The organism is Streptomyces sp. NPDC024555, assembly GCF_055559335.1.
In genome coordinates this window covers 174,968-193,781 of sequence record NZ_JBVHKV010000010.1, presented here as the reverse complement: position 1 = coordinate 193,781, position 18,814 = coordinate 174,968, and the positions used below count along the sequence as shown (strand labels likewise).

The following is an 18,814-nucleotide window of genomic DNA, read 5'->3' as shown; positions in this document are numbered from 1 at the left end:
GCGGGGCCGGTCGGACGGCGGTGGGGCGGGCCGGACGGCCCGCGCTGCGGGCCCATCGGCCCGGGGTGTCGGGGGAGGACGGCATCGGGCCGTCCTGGTGCGGGCCCGGCTAGAATGAAACCGGAACGCCGTTCAGCAATGAGAATACGGAACATTGTTCCGGAGCGCAAAAGGAAATCCGCCATGCCTGACAGCCCTGCCGGGGAGCCGGCCGCCCGCCGTGTGCGGCCCGATGTCCAGCGCAATCTGGACGCCCTGCTGACGGCCGCCGCCGAGGTGTTCGCGACCGACGGCGTGGACGCCCCCGTGCGCCGGATCACGGCACGGGCCGGTGTCGGGGCGGGCACGCTCTACCGGCACTTCCCGCAGCGCTCCGACCTGATCACGGCCGTCTTCCGCCACGAGGTCGACGCCTGCGCCGAGGCCGCCCCGGCCCTCTCGGAGCGGTACGAGCCCGTCGAGGCACTGTCCCGCTGGCTGCACCGCTTCGCGCGGTTCGTGGCGACCAAACGCGGCCTGAAGACCGTTCTCCACTCGGGCGACCCCGCCTACGAGAGCCTGCCCGCCTACTTCCGGGACCGTTTCGTCCCCGTGGTGACGGACCTGGTCGAGGCCGCCGCCGGTTCGGGCGGCATCCGTGCGGACGTCCGGCCCTTCGATCTGCTGCGCGCGGTCGGTGATCTGCTCGCCCCCGACGACGAGGAGTACACGGACCGCATGATCACCCTGCTCGTCGACGGGCTGCGCTACGGGGCGGACGCGTCGCCCGCCGCGTCGCGCGGCACGACGGACGTCGCCGGGTGAGCGACGCGCCCCCTTCCGCGCGGCTCCGCGTGTTCGTCGCCCTCGCCCCTCCCGACCCCGCGAAGGAGGAACTGGTCCGGCGGCTCCACGCCGCCTACGAGACCCACCCGCGGCTGCGCTGGAACCGGGTCGAGGACTGGCACCTCACCCTGGCCTTCCTCGGCGAGGTGCCGGCCGAGCTGGTCCCGCGCCTGTGCGCGCCCCTCGCCCGGGTCGCCGGCGTCCACCGGCCGCCCCGGCTGGCGCTGCGCGGCAGCGGGACCTTCGACGACCGGGTGCTGTGGAGCGGCATCGACGGGGAGCTGGACGCACTGCACCGGCTCGCCGACGCCGTGCGCTCCGTGGTCCGGGACTGCGGCGTCCCGGGCGGGGACCGGGTGCTGCGCCCCCATCTGACGCTGGCGCGCGCCCGGCGCGGCGATCTCTCCTCGGTGGGCGCGATCGCGGCGGACCTCGCCGGGTTCGCCGGCCGCGCCTGGGACGCCGGGCGCCTCCACCTCGTCGGCAGCAACGACCCGCGCGGCCCCGGACCGGTCCGCTACCGCGACATCGTCTCCTGGCCCCTCGGCCCGGCGGCCGCATCCCCGGACCTCCCGGAGCCGCCGCCCCTGACCCCCCTCAGGCCGTGACCGGCCGCAGGTCGAGGAGGTCCTGCAGGGTGGGGCCCTCGTACGGGGTGCGGTAGACGCCCCGTTCCCGGCGGGGGCGGAGCGGTGCGGCGGACGACGCGCGGATCCGGGCTCCCGGACCGGAATTCTTCACACAGGTGTAACGAGTGGCCGCCACCTGCGCCGGGGCGCGCCGGCACCGCCGCCGTGCGGGGCGCGCGCGGGGTTCCGCCGGGCGCGCACGCCCCTCCTCCGCAGCGCCCACGGGATGTCCGGCGCCCGCGTCCTCGCAGGTCGCGAGGGGGTGGTACGGGTCGGCCGCCGGGTGTGCGGGACCGCGTCCGGGCCGTTCGCGCGCGGATCGCGCGCGTACGGTCCGCGGCCCCAAACACCGCTTCTCAGACGGGTGTTCGGGCTGGTACGTTGCCCGGCATCGTCCGTCTCGGACGAGGTCTCCCTGCCGGAAAGGACCGCGCCGCCCATGCCGTACCAGCCGCTCGCCCCGGGGGCCACCGCCCCGGACGGTGTCGCCGGTACGCGCCCGGACGGCGTCCCGGCCGCTCCGGCCGAACGGCCCGTGCCCCGCCGCAACGGCCCCGGTCGCCGTTTCACGCTCCGGCGCCACATCGATCTGCACCGCGTCTCCAGCGCCATCTGTCGGGCCTGACGTCTCCTCACCGCCCGGCCCTCCGGCCCCGGTCACCGCCCCGCCCCGGACGCGCACGCCCGTCGTGCGCGCCGGTGCCCGCGGTGCCCGGCCGCCTCCCTCCCAGCAGCTGGAGAACCACTCATGTCCGGTCCACGCCGCCGGTTCCGTCGTACGCGCGCACCCCTCGCCGCCGCCACCGTCCTCGTTCTCGCGGCCGGGGCCTGCTCCTCGTCCGGCGCCGGGTCCGCGGGCACGTCGGCCCCGCGCTCCGGCGGGCACCTCACCTTCGCCCTGGCCTCCGACCCGATGTGCGTCGACCCGCAGCAGGCCGGCAACAACGACGCGATCTACCCCGCCCGTCAGCTCGTCGACTCGCTCACCGACCAGGACCCGGAGACCGGGCGGATCGTGCCGTGGCTGGCGACGTCCTGGCAGATCAGCAAGGACTCCACGACGTTCACGTTCGTCCTGAGGAAGGACGCGACGTTCAGCGACGGCACGCCCGTCGACGCGCGGGCCGTGAAGGACAACTTCGACGGGATCGTGAAGCTCGGTGCGAAGGCGGTCCTCGGGAGCAGCTACCTCGCCGGGTACCGGAGCACCACGGTCGTCGACCCGTACACCGCCAAGGTGGTCTTCGACGCCCCCAACGCCCAGTTCCTCCAGGCGACTTCGACCTTCACCCTCGGTCTGCTCGCCCGTTCCACACTCCGTCTGCCCGCCGAGCGGCGGTGCACCGGCCGGCTGACCGGGTCCGGACCGTTCACGCTCACCGGCTACACGCCGAACCGGTCCGTCGAGGAGCGCCGCCGCGCGGACTACGCGTGGGGCTCCTCGCGGTGGACCCACAAGGGCGCCGCCCGGCTGGACCGGCTGACGTTCACCGTCGTCCCCGAGTCCGGGATCCGCACCGGCAGCCTGCAGTCCGGCCAGGTCGACGCCATCGGCGGGGTCGCGCCGCAGGACGAGGCCGGGCTGAAGGCGGCCGGGTTCACGCTCCGAAGCCGCGCCAACCCCGGGCTTCCCTTCGCGCTGACGGCGAACGTCGCCCGGCCGGCCACCCGGGACATCCGGGTCCGCCGGGCCGTCCAGAAGATCATCGACCGCCGCGAGATCGTCGACACCGTGCTGAGCGGCAGCTACGAGCCCGCCACCAGTGCCCTCGCGAGCACCACCGGCGGGTACCGGAACCTGAACGCCCGGCTCGGCCACGATCCGGCGGGCGCGGCGAAACTCCTCGACGCGGCGGGATGGCGCCCCGGACCCGACGGAATCCGCGTCAGGGACGGCAGGAAGCTGTCGCTGAAGGTCATCTGGGGGGCCAACTTCGGCCCCAACCAGACGGCTCTGGAACTCATCCAGCAGCAGCTGCGGAAGGCCGGCATCGCCGTCACCCTGCGGTCCGCGACGATCGGGGAGTTCCTGACGCTGCGGCAGAAGGGCGACTACGACTTCTCCTGGGGCAACACGACGCGCGTGGACCCCGACATCCTGCGGACCGGATTCTCCAGCAGGCTGCTCAACACCGGCCATCTCTCCGACCGTGAACTCGACGGCGTCCTGGACCGGGAGGCGTCCACGAGCGACCCGGAGGCGCGTGCCGCGCACGTGGCCCGCGCCCAGGAGATCGTGCTGGACCGGGCCTATCAGATCCCGGTGTTCGAGCTGACCACGGTGCTCGGTCTGTCGCCGAGGGTGCACGGTCTGGACTTCGAGGCGTCGTCGCGGCTCCAGTTCCACGGGACGTGGCTGTCATGACGCGCTATCTCGCCGGACGGCTTCTCCAGGCGGTGTTCGTCCTCTGGGCGGCGTTCACCCTGTCCTTCGCCGTGCTGTACCTGCTGCCCGGGGATCCGGTCTCCATCATGGCGGCGGGCGGCGGCGACACCTCCACCGTCCCGCCGGAACAGCTCGCCGAGCTGAAGCAGGCGTACGGACTCGACAAGCCGGTTCTCTCGCAGTACGGCGACCGGCTCCTGGACGCGGTGCGGGGGGACTTCGGGATCTCGGTGCAGACCGGGGAGAGCGTCCGGCACATGATCGGCACGGCGCTGCCGGCCACCCTGCAACTGACGTCCGGAGCCCTGCTGCTGGCGCTGGTGATCGGGGCGGGCGTCGCGCTGCTCGGCACGTACACGCGGTGGCGTCCGCTGCGGCAGCTGCTGCTGTCGCTGCCCGCGCTCGGGGTGTCCGCGCCGACGTTCCTGGTGGGTCTGGTGCTGGTGCAGATCGTGTCGTTCCGCTGGCGGCTGCTGCCGGCCGTCGGGAACGAGGGCTTCGACAGTCTGGTCCTTCCGGTGATCACCCTGGCGCTGCCCACCGGCGCGGTCCTCGCGCAGGTCTTCGCGAAGAGCCTGCGGACCACGCTGGAGGAGCCCTATGTGGAGACGGCGCTGGCCAAGGGGGCGAGCCGGGCGCGCGTGCACTTCCGGCACGCGGCGCGCAACGCCGCGATCCCGCCGCTGACGGTCGTGGGGGTGCTCGTGGGCAATCTGCTGGCGGGATCGGTGGTGGTGGAGACGGTGTTCTCCCGGACCGGGGTGGGGCGCATCACCGCCACGGCGGTGGGTTCCCAGGACATCCCCGTGGTCCAGGGGCTCGTGGTGTTCGGGGCGCTCGTCTTCGTCCTGGCGAACCTGGCGGTCGATCTGGTGTATCCGCTGATCGACCCCCGGATCACGACGACGGCGGCGGTGGCCCGGTGACCGGGGTGGCGGTGGGCGCGCTCGACGGCCGGGACCCCGGCCCGCGCGCCCCCGACCCGCGCGAGGTCGTCCGGGAGGGGTACGGGGCGCGGGCGCGGCGGCTGGGCGGGTTCCTGCTGCGCCGGCCGGGGCTGGTCCTGTCGGTGCTGCTGCTGGCGCTGGTGCTGGTGGCGGCGTTCCTGCCCGGCCTGTTCACCTCGCAGGATCCGCTGGCCGGGGTCCCCCGCGAACGGCTCGGGGCGCCGGGGGCCGAACACCTCTTCGGTACCGACCAGTTGGGCCGTGATCTCTTCGCGCGGGTGGTGCACGGGGCGGGACTGTCGCTGCGGGCGACGGTGCTGGCCGTCGCGGTGGGGCTCGTCGGGGGCTCGGCCGTCGGACTGCTCGCCGGATATCTCGGCGGCTGGGCCGACGCCGCGCTGATGCGGGTCGCCGACGTGCTGCTCGCGGTCCCGAACCTGCTGCTGTCCATGGCGGTGGTGACGGCGCTGGGCTTCGGCACGGTGAACGTGGCGATCGCCGTCGGGCTCACGAGCGTGGCGAGCTTCGCCCGCATCATGCGCTCCGAGGTGCTGCGGGTGCGCGGGGCGGTGTACGTCGAGGCGGCCCGCTCCGCCGGGACGCGCTGGTACGCGGTACTGCTGCGGCGGGTCCTGCCGAACGCCTCGGGCCCCGTGCTCGTCTACGCGGCCGTCGACTTCGGAGCCGTCGTGCTCCAGGTCTCGGCGCTGAGCTTCCTGGGGTACGGGGCGACCCCGCCCGCCCCCGAATGGGGAGCCCTGGTGTCCGGGGGCCGGGACTACCTGGCCACGGCGTGGTGGCTGACCACCCTGCCCGGACTGACCATCGCGGCCACCGTGCTGGCCGCCAACCGGATCTCGCGCGCGCTCGACGGCGAAAGCAGGCTCATCCCATGAGTGACGAACCACTGGACCCGGCGCCCGGCGCCCCGCTGCTCGACGTGCGCGGTCTGCGGGTCTCGTACCGCACGCGGGGCGGGAGGGTCCCGGCCGTCCGGGACGTGGGTCTGACCGTACGGCCGGGCGAGACGGTCGCCGTGGTCGGGGAGTCGGGGTCGGGCAAGAGCACCACCGCCCACGCGCTCATCGGGCTGCTGCCGGCCGGTGGTGTGCTGGAGTCCGGCGAGATCCTGTTCGACGGGGTCGACCTGGCCCGGGTGCCGGACCGGGAGCTGCGGGCCCGGCGCGGCCGGGACATCGGGCTGATCCCCCAGGATCCGATGGTGTCGCTCAACCCGGTGCAGCGCATCGGCCCCCAGGTCGCGGAGGTCCTGCGGATCCACGGCCTGGCCGACCGGGAGGCGGCGGCCGAGCGGGCCGTGGAGATCCTGGGGCACGCGGGGCTCCCGGAGCCCCGGGTGCGGGCCCGGCAGTATCCGCACGAGCTGTCGGGCGGGATGCGGCAGCGGGTGCTCATCGCCGTCGCCGTGGCGGCCCGGCCCCGGCTGGTCGTCGCGGACGAGCCGACGAGCGCCCTGGACGTCACCGTGCAGCGGCGGATCCTGGATCACATCGACGCGCTGACCCGGGAGTCGGGCACCGCCGTCCTGCTGATCACCCACGATCTGGGCGTCGCGGCCGACCGGGCGCGGCGGATCGTGGTGATGTCCGGGGGCGAGGTCGTCGAGGCGGGCGACACCGAACAGGTGCTGGGTGATCCGCGCCATCCGTACACCCGGCGGCTGCTGTCCGCCGCCCCCGGCCTCGCGGGCGGCCGTCTGGTCGTGGACCGCCGGGCGTCCGGAGCGGGCGGGGGCACGCGGCCTGCCGCGCGGACCGTGGAGCGGACGGTCCCGGCCGCCGGGGCGGGCGCGGCCGGGCGGGACGGCGGGGATCTCGTCCGGGTCGAGGACCTGGTGAAGGACTTCCCGCTGCCCCGCCGGACGGGCGGTGCGCGAACGCTGCGGGCTGTCGACCGGGTCGGTTTCACCCTCGGGCGCGGGGAGACCTTCGCCCTGGTCGGGGAGTCGGGTTCCGGGAAGTCGACCACCGCGCGCATGGTGGTGCGGCTGGCGGATCCCACGTCCGGCCGGGTCGTCTTCGACGGGGAGGACATCACCCGGCTGCGGGGCGGTGCGCTGCGGCGGCTGCGGCGCCGGATGCAGATCGTCCACCAGAGTCCGTACGCCTCGCTGGATCCCCGGCCCCCGGTCGCGGAGATCGTCGCGGAGCCGCTGCGGGCGTTCGGTGTGGGCAGCCGCAAGGAGCGGGCGCGCAGGGCCGCCGAGCTGCTGGACCGGGTGGCGCTGCCGTCCTCGGTGCTGCGGCGCAGACCGGCGGAGCTGTCCGGGGGGCAGCGGCAGCGGGTGGCGATCGCCCGCGCGCTGGCGCTCGAACCCGATCTGGTGGTCTGCGACGAGCCGGTGTCGGCGCTGGACGTGTCGGCGCAGGCGCAGATCCTGGAGCTGCTCGTCGACCTCCAGCGCGATCTGGGGCTGAGCTATCTCTTCATCTCGCACGATCTGGCCGTGGTGCGCCAGATCGCGGACCGGGTGGCGGTGATGCGGCACGGGCGGCTGGTCGAGACGGGGGCGACGGACGCCCTGTTCGCCGCCCCGTCCGATCCGTACACCGCCGAGCTGCTGGCCGCCGTTCCGGGCTCACGGCGCGCCGCGGCCCCGGTCGGCTGAGCCGCGGCGGCTGCCACCGCTCCCCGTTCCCGCCGGGCCGGGCGGGCCGGTGCGGGCGGCCGCGAGGCAGACTGTCCGGGTGACGACGTTGAGCAAGGGTGCCAATATGCCCGTTCCGGTCCCGGCCGTCCGGGCCGTCCTCGGCTGGTCGGCCGGTCCGGGCGTGCCGGACGTCGACGCCTCCGCGCTGCTGCTGGACGCCGGCGGCCGGGTGCGCTCGGACGCCGACTTCATCTTCTACAACCAGCCCCGGCATCCGTCCGGTGCCGTGCGGCACCTCGGCAAGGCCGCGGGGGAGGACACGCTGGAGGTCGGCCTGGCGTCGCTCGGCCCGGACGTCGACCGGGTGGCCCTCTGCGCCTCGGCGGACGGCGGTGTGTTCGGCCGCGTCCCGGGCCTGCATCTGCGGCTGCTCGACGCCGCGTCCGGTGCCGAGCTGGCGCGCTTCGACATGACGGCCGGCGACGAGACCGCGTATGTGACCGGGGAGCTCTACCGGCGTGCCGGTGCCTGGAAGTTCCGTGCGGTCGGACAGGGGTACGCGACCGGGCTGGCCGGACTCGCGACCGATTTCGGGATCACGGTCGACGAGGAGCCGCCCGTCTCCCCCGCGGCACCCGTGTTTCCGCCGCCCGCGCCCGAGCAGGCCGTCCGTCCGGTCCGGGGCGAGGAGCGGCTGCCGGTCGACATGCGCAAGCGGCTGTCGCTGCGCAAGGAGCAGGTGGCGGTCAGTCTGACGAAGCACGGGCTCTCGCGTCTCGTCGCGCGGGTGATCCTGGTCCTCGACGCCTCGGGCTCGATGGGCGGCCTCTACCGTCGCGGCACGGTGGCGCGGGTCGCGGAGCGCATGGCGGCCGTGGCCGCGCAGCTCGACGACGACGGCACGATGCAGGCCTGGACCTTCGCGAGCAATCCCGCGCGCCTCCCCGACCTGGTCATCGGTGAGCTGCCCGATTGGCTCGCCCTGCATGTGCGGGTGGGACAGACCCCGCCCCTGTTCGGGCGGACCAGGCCGCCCGGGAACCTCCTGCCGGGACAGGTCGACATGCGGACCGTCGGCATCCAGAACGAGGAGCAGAAGGTCATCGCCGAGGTCCGCGCCCATGTGCGCGCGCACCCGGTGCCGGCGCCGACCCTGGTCCTGTTCTTCTCCGACGGGGGCGTGCACCGCGACCGGGAGATCGAGCGGGAGCTGCGGGCCGCCGTGGAGGAGCCGGTGTTCTGGCAGTTCATCGGGCTCGGCCGCGGACGGTATGGGGTGCTGGAGCGCTTCGACACCCTGCCCGGACGGCGCGTGGACAACGTGGGCTTCTTCACCGCCGACGACATCGAGAAGCTGCCGGACCCGGAGCTGTACGACCGGCTGCTGTCGGAGTTCCCGTCGTGGCTGAGGGCCGCCCGGCAGTTGGGCATCCTGTCGTGAGCGGCGAGGACGCCTCCCTCGACGCGGTGCTCGCGCTGGGGGACCCGGTGCGGCGCGGGCTGTACCGGTACGTCGTGGGCGCGGCCGGCGACGTGGGGCGGGACGCCGCGGCCGAGGCCGTCGGGATCTCCCGTTCGCTGGCCGCGTTCCATCTGGACAAGCTGGCCGACGCCGGGCTGCTCGACGTCACGTTCCGCAGGCCGGCGGGGCGCGGCGGGCCGGGCGCCGGGCGTCCGGCGAAGCTGTACCGCAGGGCCGAGGCCGAACACGCGGTGTCCGTACCGCCCCGTGCGTACGACGCGGCGGGCGCGCTCCTGGCGGAGGTGGTGGAACGGGCCGGTCTCGACGGGGAGTTGCAGGCATCGGCGCGTGCCGCCTGGCGCGCCGAGGGTGCCGTGTCCGAGGCGGCCGATCCCGTGGAGGCGCTGCGCGAGCGCGGGTACGAGCCGTACTGGGACGGTTCGACGCTGCGGCTGAACAACTGCCCCTTCCACGCCCTGACGGACCGTTTCCCGGCTCTGGTCTGCGGGATGAACCTGGCCGGAATCCAGGGGCTGCTCGACGGGCTGCCGGGCGGGCGGGGCTGGCGGGCCGCGATGGATCCGCATCCCCGCGGGTGCTGTGTCGCGCTGGAGCGCACCGGCGATTCCTAAAAACAACATTCATTGACTTTAGAAAGTTCACGCGGGCATGCTGGGCCGCGTGAACGACTTCCACCTTGCCCAAGTCAACGTCGGGCGCATCCTCGCCCCGCTCGACAGCCCCCGGCTGGCCGACTTCGTCGCCCGGCTGCCCGCCATCAACGCCGTCGCCGAGGGGACGCCGGGCTTCGTCTGGCGCATGGTCGACGACGACGGTGCCGACGCCACACAACTGCGCCCCTCCGACGATCCGATGCTGCTCATCAACTGCTCGGTCTGGGAATCGGTCGAGGCGCTCCGGCAGTTCACCTACCGCAGCGAGCATCTGGAGCTGCTGGCGCGCCGCCGCGAATGGTTCGAGCGTCTGGCCGATTTCCATCAGGCGCTCTGGTGGGTGCCCGCCGGACACCGCCCGAGCGTGGCCGAGGCGATGGACCGCGTGGCCCTGATACGTGAGGCCGGCGAGGGGCCGGAGGCCTTCACCTTCCGTCACCCGCACCCGCCGCCGACGGGCGCGCCGGCCGTATGAGGAGCACGGGGGCACCACACGGTGCGGCGGCCCGCCGGGACCCGATGGCACGGGTCCGGCGGGCCGCCGCTCGCGAACGGGCCGGTCAGCGGACTTCGGTGACGCGGTGTTCCCTGCGCGAGGCGCAGTTGGAGTTGTCCACGGAGACGTAGACGTTGGCGATGTTCCCGCCCCAGCTCACACAGTGGCCCTTGCCGTAGACGTAGGCCGGTCCGGCGTACGACGTGAAGGAGCCGGAGTCACCGGCCCACGCGTCGGTGTCGGGCACGCTGATGTACACGGACATGTCCTTCGCCGTGCCCGGGTTGGTGCGGATGGTCGCGACGCAGTTCTTCCCGTTGGCCGGGTTGTACGTCAGGTAGACCGTGCCCAGCGAGCCGACGGCGATCGAGTTCACCGTCTTGTAGGCGCTGCCGCAGACGGTCTGCGGTGTGACGTTGGGCGCGGCCGTCGCGGTCGTGCCGAACGCGGCCGTGGCACTCAGCGCGAGGGCGCCGACCGCTCCGAGGGTCGCGGCGTGACGCATGATTCCCATTTTTCCCCTTTGGGTTTGAGGGGGCCGATTGTTACCACTTAGTGTGACTCGTTGTCAGTACGGATGGTTGCACCCGATACCCTCTCCATCCGGGTGATTGATGGAGAGCGGTGCTGACGGACCGGGCGGAACCGCGGCTACGGTGCCGTGGTCGCGCCGTCCCCCACGAGGTTCACGTCGAGCCAGGACAGCGCGGCGACCACCAGGGCCTCGACCCCGGTGGTGAGCGTCGGTTCGAGCACCGGGGCGAAGTACGGGGAGTGGTTGCCCGGGAGTTCGTCCATCCGTCCCTGCGCGTAGGCGGCGAGCGTCGGCTCCGTCTCCAGGCCGCCCCAGAACCAGAAGACCGTCGGGATGCCCAGGGCCTCGCCGAAGACCCCGACGTCCTCGCTGGCGTTCACCTGCGGCATCGGCAGGATCCGCTGGGCGCCGAAGTGCGCGGAGAACGCGGCGACGGTCCGCTTCGTGGCCTCCGGGTCGCTCACGAGGGCGGGTGCGGAGGCGAACCAGGTGAAGTCCGGGGGGCTCACCGCCCCGCCGGCCCGCGCCTCGCCCTCGACGACGCGCTCGACCGCGGCCCGCACGAGATCGCGTACGGCCGGGGTGAACGCGCGGATGTTGACGCCGAGTTCCGCGGTGTCCGGGATGATGTTGTCCTTCGTCCCGGCCTGTAGCCGGCCGACCGTCACCACGGCCGTCTCGGCCGGCGGGACCTCGCGGGCGACGATGCCCTGGAGCCGGGTGACGACATGGGCCGCCATCAGCACAGGGTCGACCGCCGCCTCCGGCCGGGAGCCGTGGCCGCCCCGGCCGTGCAGGGTGATGTTCAGCGAGTCCGCGGCGGCCATCACCGGCCCGGAGCCGTAGCCGAGGAATCCGGCCGGCAGCGGCCCCACGTGCTGGCCGAGGACGACGGCGGGGACGGGAAAGCGCTCGAACAGCCCGTCGGCGACCATGTCGCGGGCACCGGACGCCAGTTCCTCGGCGGGCTGGAACACCACGAGGAGCGTGCCGCTCCACCGGGTGCGGGCGCCGGCGAGGAGCGCGGCGGCCCCGCTCAGACAGACGGCGTGCATGTCGTGGCCGCAGGCGTGCATGACCGGTACCTCCCGGCCCTCCCCGTCCACGGCGCGGACCGTGCTGGCGTACGGCAGTCCGGTCTTCTCCTCCACCGGGAGGGCGTCGAAGTCGGCGCGCAGCATCACCACGGGTCCGTCCCCGTTGCGCAGGACACCGACCACTCCGGTGCCGCCGACCCCCTCGGCGATCTCGTCGAACCCGGCGTCCCTCAGCCGCTGGGCCAGGAGCGCGGCGGTGCGCGTCTCCTGGAGCGACAGTTCCGGATGGCGGTGCAGATCGCGGTAGAAGTCCGCCAGGTCCTCGCGCATCGCGGCCAGCCCCGCGGTCACCGTTCCGCTCATCGTCCACGCCTTTCTCCGTACCGGCCCCGGGGCACCGTAACCCTCCGTCCCCCTGCGCGCGCGTCGGCCGACACGCTGCCCGGGGCCGCCGGGAGCGGGAACGGCAGGGGGTCGATAGCACTTTCGAGGAGAGATCGATAACCTGATCGTCCGTGAAGTGAGCCGGGTCGAGGGGTACATGAGCACGCCTGCAGGGGGATACGGACCGCCGCCACCCCTTCCTCCGCACATTCCGCCGCCCCCGTCGAGGCCTCCGAGGACGGGATCGTCCAGGTGGGAGTGGTGGGTCGGGGCCATCGCCGTCCCGGTGATCGGCATCGTGGTCACGCTGGTCGTCGGGAACGGCCAGGACCGGTCGGACCCGCCCGCCGCGGCGCCCGCGCCCGCCGCTTCCACTCCGGCGCCCGGCACCCGGACGCCCGACACGCCGGACCCCGCCGGCGAGGAGCCGGATCCCGAGGAGAGCACGTCCCCGGTCGGGCTGCCCACGGGCTCGCCGACCGCGTCGCCCTCGGCGTCGGACGGCGTGGACGTGACCCCGCCCGCCGGGCGCGGAACGGCGCGCACCGGCATGTGGGGCATCGCGCCCCAGCCCTGCACCCAGCACGAACAGCAGCTGGTGGACCTCGACGACGGGACGAGCCGGGTCGAGCAGGAGAACGACGGCGCCGTGAAGGACCCGGCCGGGGCGGAGCTGCTCTACTGGCCCGACTCGTGCAGCGGTCTCAGCGACTACCTGCTGCGCGCCCTGCCCAACACCCGGGTGGGCATCCTGCGCGAGGACATGCCGAAGAACGCCGACACCTGCGCCGCCGCGTCCGCCACCGGCCTCGGCGCCCTCTCCCTGTCGGACGGCAACGACGCCACGGAGCGGGGCTTCGTGGAGGGCGCGGCGATCTGCTCGGTGACGGACCGGGGCGCCGTGTCCATGGCACTGATCGACCACATCGCCCGGGGCTCCACGCTGGACATGTCGGTCACCGGTCGCCTCTACGTGTGGCCGAAGGCCCCCTGACCCGTCACCGGCCGGGGTCCGCCGGGGCCAGGTGCCGCCAGAGGAAGGTGTGCGCCAGGGCCTTGTTGTGGGCGGCCTGTGCGTTGTCGCCGGCGCCGGCGTGGCCGCCTCCGGTGTTCTCGTGGAGCAGGACCCGGTGGCCCAGCTCGCGCAGCCGCGCGGCGGCCTTCCGGGCGTGGCCGGGGTGCACGCGGTCGTCCCGGGTGGACGTCGTCAGCAGCACCGGCGGGTAGGTGCGGTCCCCGGCCAGCCGGTGGTACGGGGACAGCGCCTCCAGATGGGCCCGGTCGGCCGGGTCGTCGGGGTTCCCGTACTCGGCGGTCCAGGACGCGCCGGCGAGCAGCCGGTGGAAGCGGAGCATGTCCAGCAGCGGGACGTCCGCGACGACGGCGCCGAACAGCTCCGGGTATCGGGTCACCATCGCTCCCATCAGCAGGCCGCCGTTGCTGCCGCCGGAGGCGCCGAGCATCGCCGGGGTGGTGATGCCCCGCTCCACGAGGTCGGCGGCGACCGCGGCGAAGTCCTCGTAGGCGCGGGGGCGGTCGGCGCCCAGGGCGGCCCGGTGCCAGGCGGGCCCGTACTCCCCGCCGCCCCGGATGTTGGCGATCACGAGGCTTCCGCCGCGCTCCAGCCACGCCCGGCCGGTGACCGCGCCGTAGTACGGGGTGAGGGAGACCTCGAAGCCTCCGTAGCCGTGGAGCAGGGCCGGGCCCGGTCCGGTGGCGGTGCGGTCGGGGCCGATCACGAAGTACGGCACCCGGGTGCCGTCCTGCGAGGTCGCGAAGTGCTGCGCCACCGCCAGTCCGGCCGTGTCGAAGCGGGCCGGGGCCTGCTTCAGGATCTCCGTCGGGCCGCCGATCGTCCCCCGGTGGAGCGTGGAGGGCTGGAGGAAGCCGGAGACGTCGAGGAAGTACTCGTCGGAGACATCGGGGTCGGTGTCGGTCACCGAGACGGCGGAGAGCGCCGGGACGTCCGCGAGCGGTTCGCGCGTCCACGGCCCGTCCGGTGTCGGGGTCAGCACCTCGATACGGGTGCTCACGTCGTGCATCGTCTCCAGGATCAGATGGTTGCGGGTCCAGGAGTGGCCGGCGAGCGCGGTACGCGCGTCGGGGGTGAAGAGGACCCGGGCGGTGCGGTCGCCCGCCAGGAACGCGTCGAAGCCGAAGGCCAGCAGCGATCCGGCGGGGTGGCCGAGCCAGGGGGACTTCGGGGCGACGATCAGGTACGCGCGGTGGGCGTAGGCGTCGGCGTCGGCGGGCACGTCGATGCGGACGAGCGTGCCCTCGCCGGTCAGCAGGTGGAGTTCGCTGTGGTGGAAGTCGGTGGACCGCGACACGAAGTCGCGGGCGAAACCGGGCGTGGGGTCGTGCCAGCCGGCCGCGGCCACATCGTCCTTCTCCGCCTCGAAGACGGTCTCCGCCGTATCCGGTGAAGTGCCCCGGCGCCAGCGTCGTACGGTGCGGGGGTAGCCGGAGTCGGTCAGTGAGCCGGGGCCGGTGTCCGTGCCGACGAAGACGGTGTCCTCGTCGATCCAGCCGATGCGCGTCTTCGCCTCGGGCAGCCGGAAGCCGTCCTCCACGAAGGCGAGGGCGGCCAGGTCGAATTCCCGGACCTCGACCGCGTCTCCCCCGTCGCGCGAGAGGCAGACCAGGGCGCGGCCGAAGTCGGGGTGGCGGACCCGGGCCCCGGCCCAGAGCCACTTGGCGCCCTCCGCCTCGGCGAGCGCGTCGATGTCGAGCAGGACCTCCCACGCGGGCGTCGGCGTGCGGTACTCCTCCAGGGTGGTGCGCCGCCACAGCCCGCGGGGGTGGTCGGCGTCGCGCCAGAAGTTGTAGAGGTGACGGCCGCGGCGAACGGTGTAGCGGATCCGGTCGGGTGCGTCGAGCACGTCTCTGAGCCGCTGCCGCAGCGGGGCGAATTCCGGGCCGCGCGTGAGCGCCGCCTCCGTCTCGGCGTTCCGCTCGGCCACCCAGGCGAGCGCGGCCTCGCCCTCGATGTCTTCCAGCCACGCGTACGGGTCGTTGTCGATCATCATCGAATTGTGCAGGGTCGTGGGGTCCCGTGGAACACCGCGGGGGACGGGACGGCGGCCGGTGCCCCGCGGTGTGCGGGACACCGGCCGCCGCCGGTGGGGAGGTCACCGCCGGGCGGTGGCCTTCGCGGATCCTCCGTTGATGACGAACTGCGATCCGGGTTCGACGAGGACGTCGCCGTCGGCCGAGCCGGTGATCGTCACATCGGTGAGCGAGGCGCTGCCGCGCGCACCTCCCTGGGCCAGGATTCCGGACCCGTTGACGGAGTTCTCGATGCGGACGTCAGTGATCTGCGCGCCGGGCACCGATCCGCCGCCCGACTTGAACTGGATGCCGTCGTAGGTGGAGTCGTGGATCTCGGTGTCACGGATCGTGACGCCCGGGATGTCCTGCCCGGACGCGAACAGGGTGATGGCGCCGAACTCCTGCGCCTCGCCCCAGAACGCGCCGCCCGTGCGGTACAGGGCGTTGCCCGCGATCAGGGTCTGTCCGGAGAAGGGCAGCGGGTCGTGGTCGGTGGCCAGCATGATGCCGGGGTAGTTCATGGTGTCCGAGACGATGTTGTTCTCGATGGTGTTCCCGTAGCCGCCGTAGACCGCGATGCCGTTGGCGCGCCAGGGCAGCTGGATGGTGTTGTTGCGGAAGTGGTTGTCGTGGCCGATGTCCACCGAGGGGTTCTTCACGTACCGGCTGGACCAGACGGCGAGCGAGTCGTCGCCGGTGTTGCGGAAGGACGAGTTGAATACGGTGGAGTTGCGGGTGCCGTTGGCGAAGTTGATGCCGTCGGCGTAGGTGTTGCGGATGCGCATGCCGGAGAATTCGACGCCGTCGCCGGGACCCCAGAGTTCGGGGATGTTGTCGTAGTCCCGGCCGACCCAGACGCCCACGTTGGCGTGTTCCAGCCAGACGTTGGTGATCTTGGTGTCCTGGCCGAAGCGTCCGTTGAGGCCCACCCCGCCCTCGGCGTTGCCGTCCCCGCCGCGGATGGTGCCGGAGCCGAAGATGGCCAGGTCGGAGATGGTGGTGTGGTCGTCGATGTCGAAGCCGAAGTTGCCCTCGTGCGGGTGGTTGATGCCGCCCGCGTCCTGCGGCGGGGTGAGGGTGTAGAGCTGGGAGTGCCACATCCCGGCGCCCTTGATCGTGACGTCCCTGATGCCGACCTGGTTGTACGGTCCGCGGTTCAGCGGGTCGTCGGTGAGGATCTTCTGCTCCTGGCGCCACTGCCCCGGCGGGATCCACACACAGCTGATCGCGCCGTTCTGGTTGGCCGTCACCGCGCGCTGGAGGGCGTCGGTGTCGTCGATGCCGTCGTTGGGGACGGCGCCGTAGGCGGTGATGGAGGTGCATCCGGCCGGCTGGGCGGTGGGCGGTGCCACCTGTTCCAGGTCGAGGAGGTCGATGACGTAGAAGGCGGCGGAGTCGTCCGCGTCCCGCTGGAGGCGGAAGGTGGTCCCGGCCGGGTAGTCCTGTCCGAGCAGTGCGTGGGACTCGTCGAAGAGCCGGCGGGCGTCGGCCTGCGGGCTGTTGGTCAGCCCCTCCGGGCTGTCGGTGTTCCCGTAGAGCCAGCTGTGCTTGGAGGAGAGGGTCAGCTTCCTGGCGAAGGTGCCGTTGACGTACAGGCTGATCGTCGCCTCCCTCCCGCCGCCGCCCGGGGCGTCGGGGATCGAGTTGCGGACGACGAGGGAGTTCGTGGGCACGGTCGAGGTGATCTCGACGAACTCTCCGGTGGAGTCCAGCCGTACGGACTGGCGCCCGGAGGACTCGGTGGCGAAGTTGGTGTGCCCGAAGGTGCGCTTCGGGTCGGACTTCAGCAGGGTGCCCCGGTACTCACCGGACTCGGCCTCGTACTCGGTGTACGGGACGGCCGCCCCTCGGCCGACGACGACGGACCGGGCGAAGACGTTGTTGTTCTCGTTGGTCTCGGCCACGAGGCCGGTGGCGTCCGCGGTGGCGGTGAGGGTGGCTCCCCCGCTCTTCGCCGTCCAGGTCCCGCTGACGGGCACGGAGACGGTGGCCCCGGCGGCGACCGTCCCGGTGGCGCCGTTCAGGGTGGTGTCCGCGACGAGCAGCCGGGTGACGGTCGGGGTGTCGACGGCGGTGGTGCCCCGGTTGTGCACGGAGACGGTGAAGCTCACGGCGGCGCCCACGGCCGGGTTCGAGGGGCTGGAGGTGATGCCGAGCACTTCGAGGTCCGGGCCGGGGCTCTGGGACACCTTCAGCCGGTCGGGGGCGGTGAAGCTGTTGTTGGTGTTGTCCTGTTCGACGACCGTGTCGGCGGGGTCGACCGCGGCGGAGACGGCGTACGCCCCCATGGGCCGCTTGCCGGTCGCGACGTGGACGGTGGCGGAGGCGCCCGCGGCGAGCGCGCCGACCGGTGCGCTGCCGGCGACGACGCCCTCCACGCTGACGTCGACGGTGGTCGCGGCGGAGGCTGCGGTGCCGGTGTTGCGCACCGTCGCGTCCACCGTGATGTCGTCCTTCTCGGACGGGGCGGCGGGTGACCAGGACAGTGCGGAGACGGTCAGGTCCGGGTTGGGCGCGGCGGTGCCGACGACCTCCAGGCCGGCGACCTGGCCGCCCGGGGCGCCGGTGTTGGAGAAGAAGGTGAGGCGTACGTCCGCGTAGCGGCCGTCGACCGGGACGGTGACGGTGTTCTCGTTGCCCGAGGGGTCGAAGACGTAGTCGGCGCGGTCCTTCAGCGAGGTGAAGCCGGTGGCCGACTGGGCCCGGCCGAGCACCTGGATGCTCTGGGTCCGGGTGGACCAGGCCTGGTCCGGGGGCAGCTTGACGACGACGGCCTCCAGATCGGCGTCGGCGCCGAGCTTCACGGTCAGGGACGACGGGTAGCCGTTGGACTCCCAGTACGTTCCGGCCTGGCCGTCGTTGGCGTGGGACGCCACGAAGTTCTGTACGGACGAGGTGGCCTCGATGGGCTTGTTCAGCGCCAGATCGGAGCCGGCCGCGGGCGAGGGTCCGCCGCCGTCCCCGGCGTCCTGGCCGTAGACCTCCACCTCGGAGAGCTGACCGGCGCTCCAGCCGGTGTTGGCGGTGATCCGGACCCGGAGGTAGCGCACCTCGTCGGCGGTGAGGCCGAGGGTGACGGTGTTGCCGGACGCCGGGTCGAAGGTCCGGGCGGCCGGGTCGGCGAGGGTGCTGAAGTCGGTGCCGTCGGTGCTGCCCTGCACGCTCAGGGTCTGGCTTCTGGCCTCCCAGGTGGCGGGCAGTTTCAGCACGACCCGGTCGACGTCGAAACGGCCGCCGAGATCGATCCGGATCCACTGCGGGAAGGCGCCGGAGCCCTCCCAGTAGCTCTGCTGGCTGCCGTCGGTGACGTTCGACGCCGGATAGGCGCCGTGCGCGCCGCCGGTGGTCACCGCCTTGCCGAACGCCAGGTCCGGGGCGGGCTGTTCAGCCGACGAGGCGGCGGCGGGGACGAGCCCGAGGGTCATCAGCGCGGCGGTCACCGCGGCTGCCGCCAGTTGCTGGGCGCGTTGCTTCCATCTCATGCTGTCCTCTTGTTCCGTGGGGCCGCGGGACCGGGGCGCGGGCAGCCGTCACCGGCCGCGCGACGCGCTCCGGCGTCGTGCGGGCGGGGGCGACCGGGTACGGGCCGCCGGTCGCCGATGGGGGGCGATCGGGGAACACCGGCGGACGGGAAAGCAGCCGACCGCCGGGAACTCTCGCACCTTGCTTGGATTTTTGAGTGATCTGGTTAATTTTTTGCGGCGTTGCGGTGACAGGTTTCTAGGAGGTCACTGTTTTGTCAACGGTTCCCGCAGCGGAACCCCGGCCGCTCCCCGC

General features: G+C 73.2%; 16 protein-coding genes. 11 read left to right on the top strand and 5 right to left on the bottom strand.

Features of this window, described 5'->3' with window-relative positions; translation table 11 throughout:
- Positions 1 to 183: 183 nt before the first annotated feature.
- Positions 184 to 804, top strand: coding sequence for a TetR/AcrR family transcriptional regulator (locus ACZ4FH_RS19230; RefSeq protein ID WP_467306047.1), 621 nt, complete (start codon positions 184 to 186; stop codon positions 802 to 804).
- Positions 801 to 1,433, top strand: coding sequence for an RNA 2',3'-cyclic phosphodiesterase (gene thpR, locus ACZ4FH_RS19225; protein WP_467306045.1), 633 nt, complete (start codon positions 801 to 803; stop codon positions 1,431 to 1,433). The genes ACZ4FH_RS19230 and thpR overlap by 4 nt, the downstream gene beginning before the upstream one ends.
- Here the strand turns inward: thpR and ACZ4FH_RS19220 are convergent.
- Positions 1,423 to 1,566 carry a hypothetical protein gene (locus ACZ4FH_RS19220; protein WP_467306043.1) on the bottom strand — a complete coding sequence of 48 codons (144 nt, stop codon included), beginning with the start codon at positions 1,564 to 1,566 and terminating at the stop codon, positions 1,423 to 1,425. The two genes, thpR and ACZ4FH_RS19220, sit on opposite strands and share 11 nt — an antisense overlap.
- Before the next feature lie 327 nt (positions 1,567 to 1,893).
- On the opposite strand from ACZ4FH_RS19220, the gene ACZ4FH_RS19215 reads away from it, so the two are divergent.
- From ACZ4FH_RS19215 to ACZ4FH_RS19180, 8 genes are all read left to right on the top strand, one after another.
- Positions 1,894 to 2,079 (top strand): hypothetical protein, encoded by a 186-nt coding sequence (locus tag ACZ4FH_RS19215; RefSeq protein ID WP_467306042.1) that lies wholly within the window; start codon positions 1,894 to 1,896, stop codon positions 2,077 to 2,079.
- A gap of 123 nt (positions 2,080 to 2,202) precedes the next feature.
- Complete coding sequence (locus ACZ4FH_RS19210; protein WP_467306041.1) at positions 2,203 to 3,819, top strand: ABC transporter substrate-binding protein; 1,617 nt, start codon at positions 2,203 to 2,205, stop codon at positions 3,817 to 3,819.
- Complete coding sequence (locus tag ACZ4FH_RS19205; protein WP_467306220.1) at positions 3,816 to 4,766, top strand: ABC transporter permease; 951 nt, start codon at positions 3,816 to 3,818, stop codon at positions 4,764 to 4,766. Before ACZ4FH_RS19210 ends, ACZ4FH_RS19205 begins: the two co-directional genes overlap by 4 nt.
- Positions 4,763 to 5,683, top strand: a complete 921-nt coding sequence (locus ACZ4FH_RS19200) for an ABC transporter permease (protein ID WP_467306040.1) — start codon at positions 4,763 to 4,765, stop codon at positions 5,681 to 5,683. The genes ACZ4FH_RS19205 and ACZ4FH_RS19200 overlap by 4 nt, the downstream gene beginning before the upstream one ends.
- The gene (locus ACZ4FH_RS19195; protein WP_467306039.1) at positions 5,680 to 7,416 is read left to right on the top strand and encodes a dipeptide ABC transporter ATP-binding protein; all 1,737 of its coding nucleotides are present in this window, start codon (positions 5,680 to 5,682) and stop codon (positions 7,414 to 7,416) included. The genes ACZ4FH_RS19200 and ACZ4FH_RS19195 overlap by 4 nt, the downstream gene beginning before the upstream one ends.
- A gap of 79 nt (positions 7,417 to 7,495) precedes the next feature.
- Positions 7,496 to 8,839 (top strand): VWA domain-containing protein, encoded by a 1,344-nt coding sequence (locus tag ACZ4FH_RS19190; protein ID WP_467306038.1) that lies wholly within the window; start codon positions 7,496 to 7,498, stop codon positions 8,837 to 8,839.
- Positions 8,836 to 9,492 (top strand): helix-turn-helix transcriptional regulator, encoded by a 657-nt coding sequence (locus tag ACZ4FH_RS19185; protein WP_467306036.1) that lies wholly within the window; start codon positions 8,836 to 8,838, stop codon positions 9,490 to 9,492. Before ACZ4FH_RS19190 ends, ACZ4FH_RS19185 begins: the two co-directional genes overlap by 4 nt.
- Positions 9,493 to 9,541: 49 nt before the next feature.
- A complete protein-coding gene (locus ACZ4FH_RS19180) occupies positions 9,542 to 10,009 on the top strand; it encodes a DUF3291 domain-containing protein (protein WP_467306035.1) in 468 nt (155 codons plus the stop codon).
- An 85-nt stretch (positions 10,010 to 10,094) separates the two neighbouring features.
- Here ACZ4FH_RS19180 and ACZ4FH_RS19175 read toward each other — a convergent pair whose 3' ends face one another.
- Positions 10,095 to 10,544 (bottom strand): spore-associated protein, encoded by a 450-nt coding sequence (locus tag ACZ4FH_RS19175; protein WP_383633857.1) that lies wholly within the window; start codon positions 10,542 to 10,544, stop codon positions 10,095 to 10,097.
- A gap of 137 nt (positions 10,545 to 10,681) precedes the next feature.
- Positions 10,682 to 11,965: an amidohydrolase gene (locus ACZ4FH_RS19170; RefSeq protein ID WP_467306032.1), complete on the bottom strand. Its 1,284-nt coding sequence runs from the start codon at positions 11,963 to 11,965 to the stop codon at positions 10,682 to 10,684.
- Between the two features lie 307 nt (positions 11,966 to 12,272).
- Here ACZ4FH_RS19170 and ACZ4FH_RS19165 point away from each other — a divergent pair, with 307 nt between their 5' ends.
- Positions 12,273 to 12,980, top strand: a complete 708-nt coding sequence (locus tag ACZ4FH_RS19165; RefSeq protein WP_467306030.1) for a hypothetical protein — start codon at positions 12,273 to 12,275, stop codon at positions 12,978 to 12,980.
- A 4-nt stretch (positions 12,981 to 12,984) separates the two neighbouring features.
- Here ACZ4FH_RS19165 and ACZ4FH_RS19160 read toward each other — a convergent pair whose 3' ends face one another.
- Together ACZ4FH_RS19160 and ACZ4FH_RS19155 are read right to left on the bottom strand one after the other, a co-directional pair.
- The gene (locus ACZ4FH_RS19160) at positions 12,985 to 15,012 is read right to left on the bottom strand and encodes a prolyl oligopeptidase family serine peptidase (RefSeq protein ID WP_467306029.1); all 2,028 of its coding nucleotides are present in this window, start codon (positions 15,010 to 15,012) and stop codon (positions 12,985 to 12,987) included.
- 105 nt (positions 15,013 to 15,117) lie between these two features.
- Positions 15,118 to 18,519, bottom strand: coding sequence for a CARDB domain-containing protein (locus tag ACZ4FH_RS19155; RefSeq protein WP_467306028.1), 3,402 nt, complete (start codon positions 18,517 to 18,519; stop codon positions 15,118 to 15,120).
- Positions 18,520 to 18,814 lie beyond the last annotated feature (295 nt).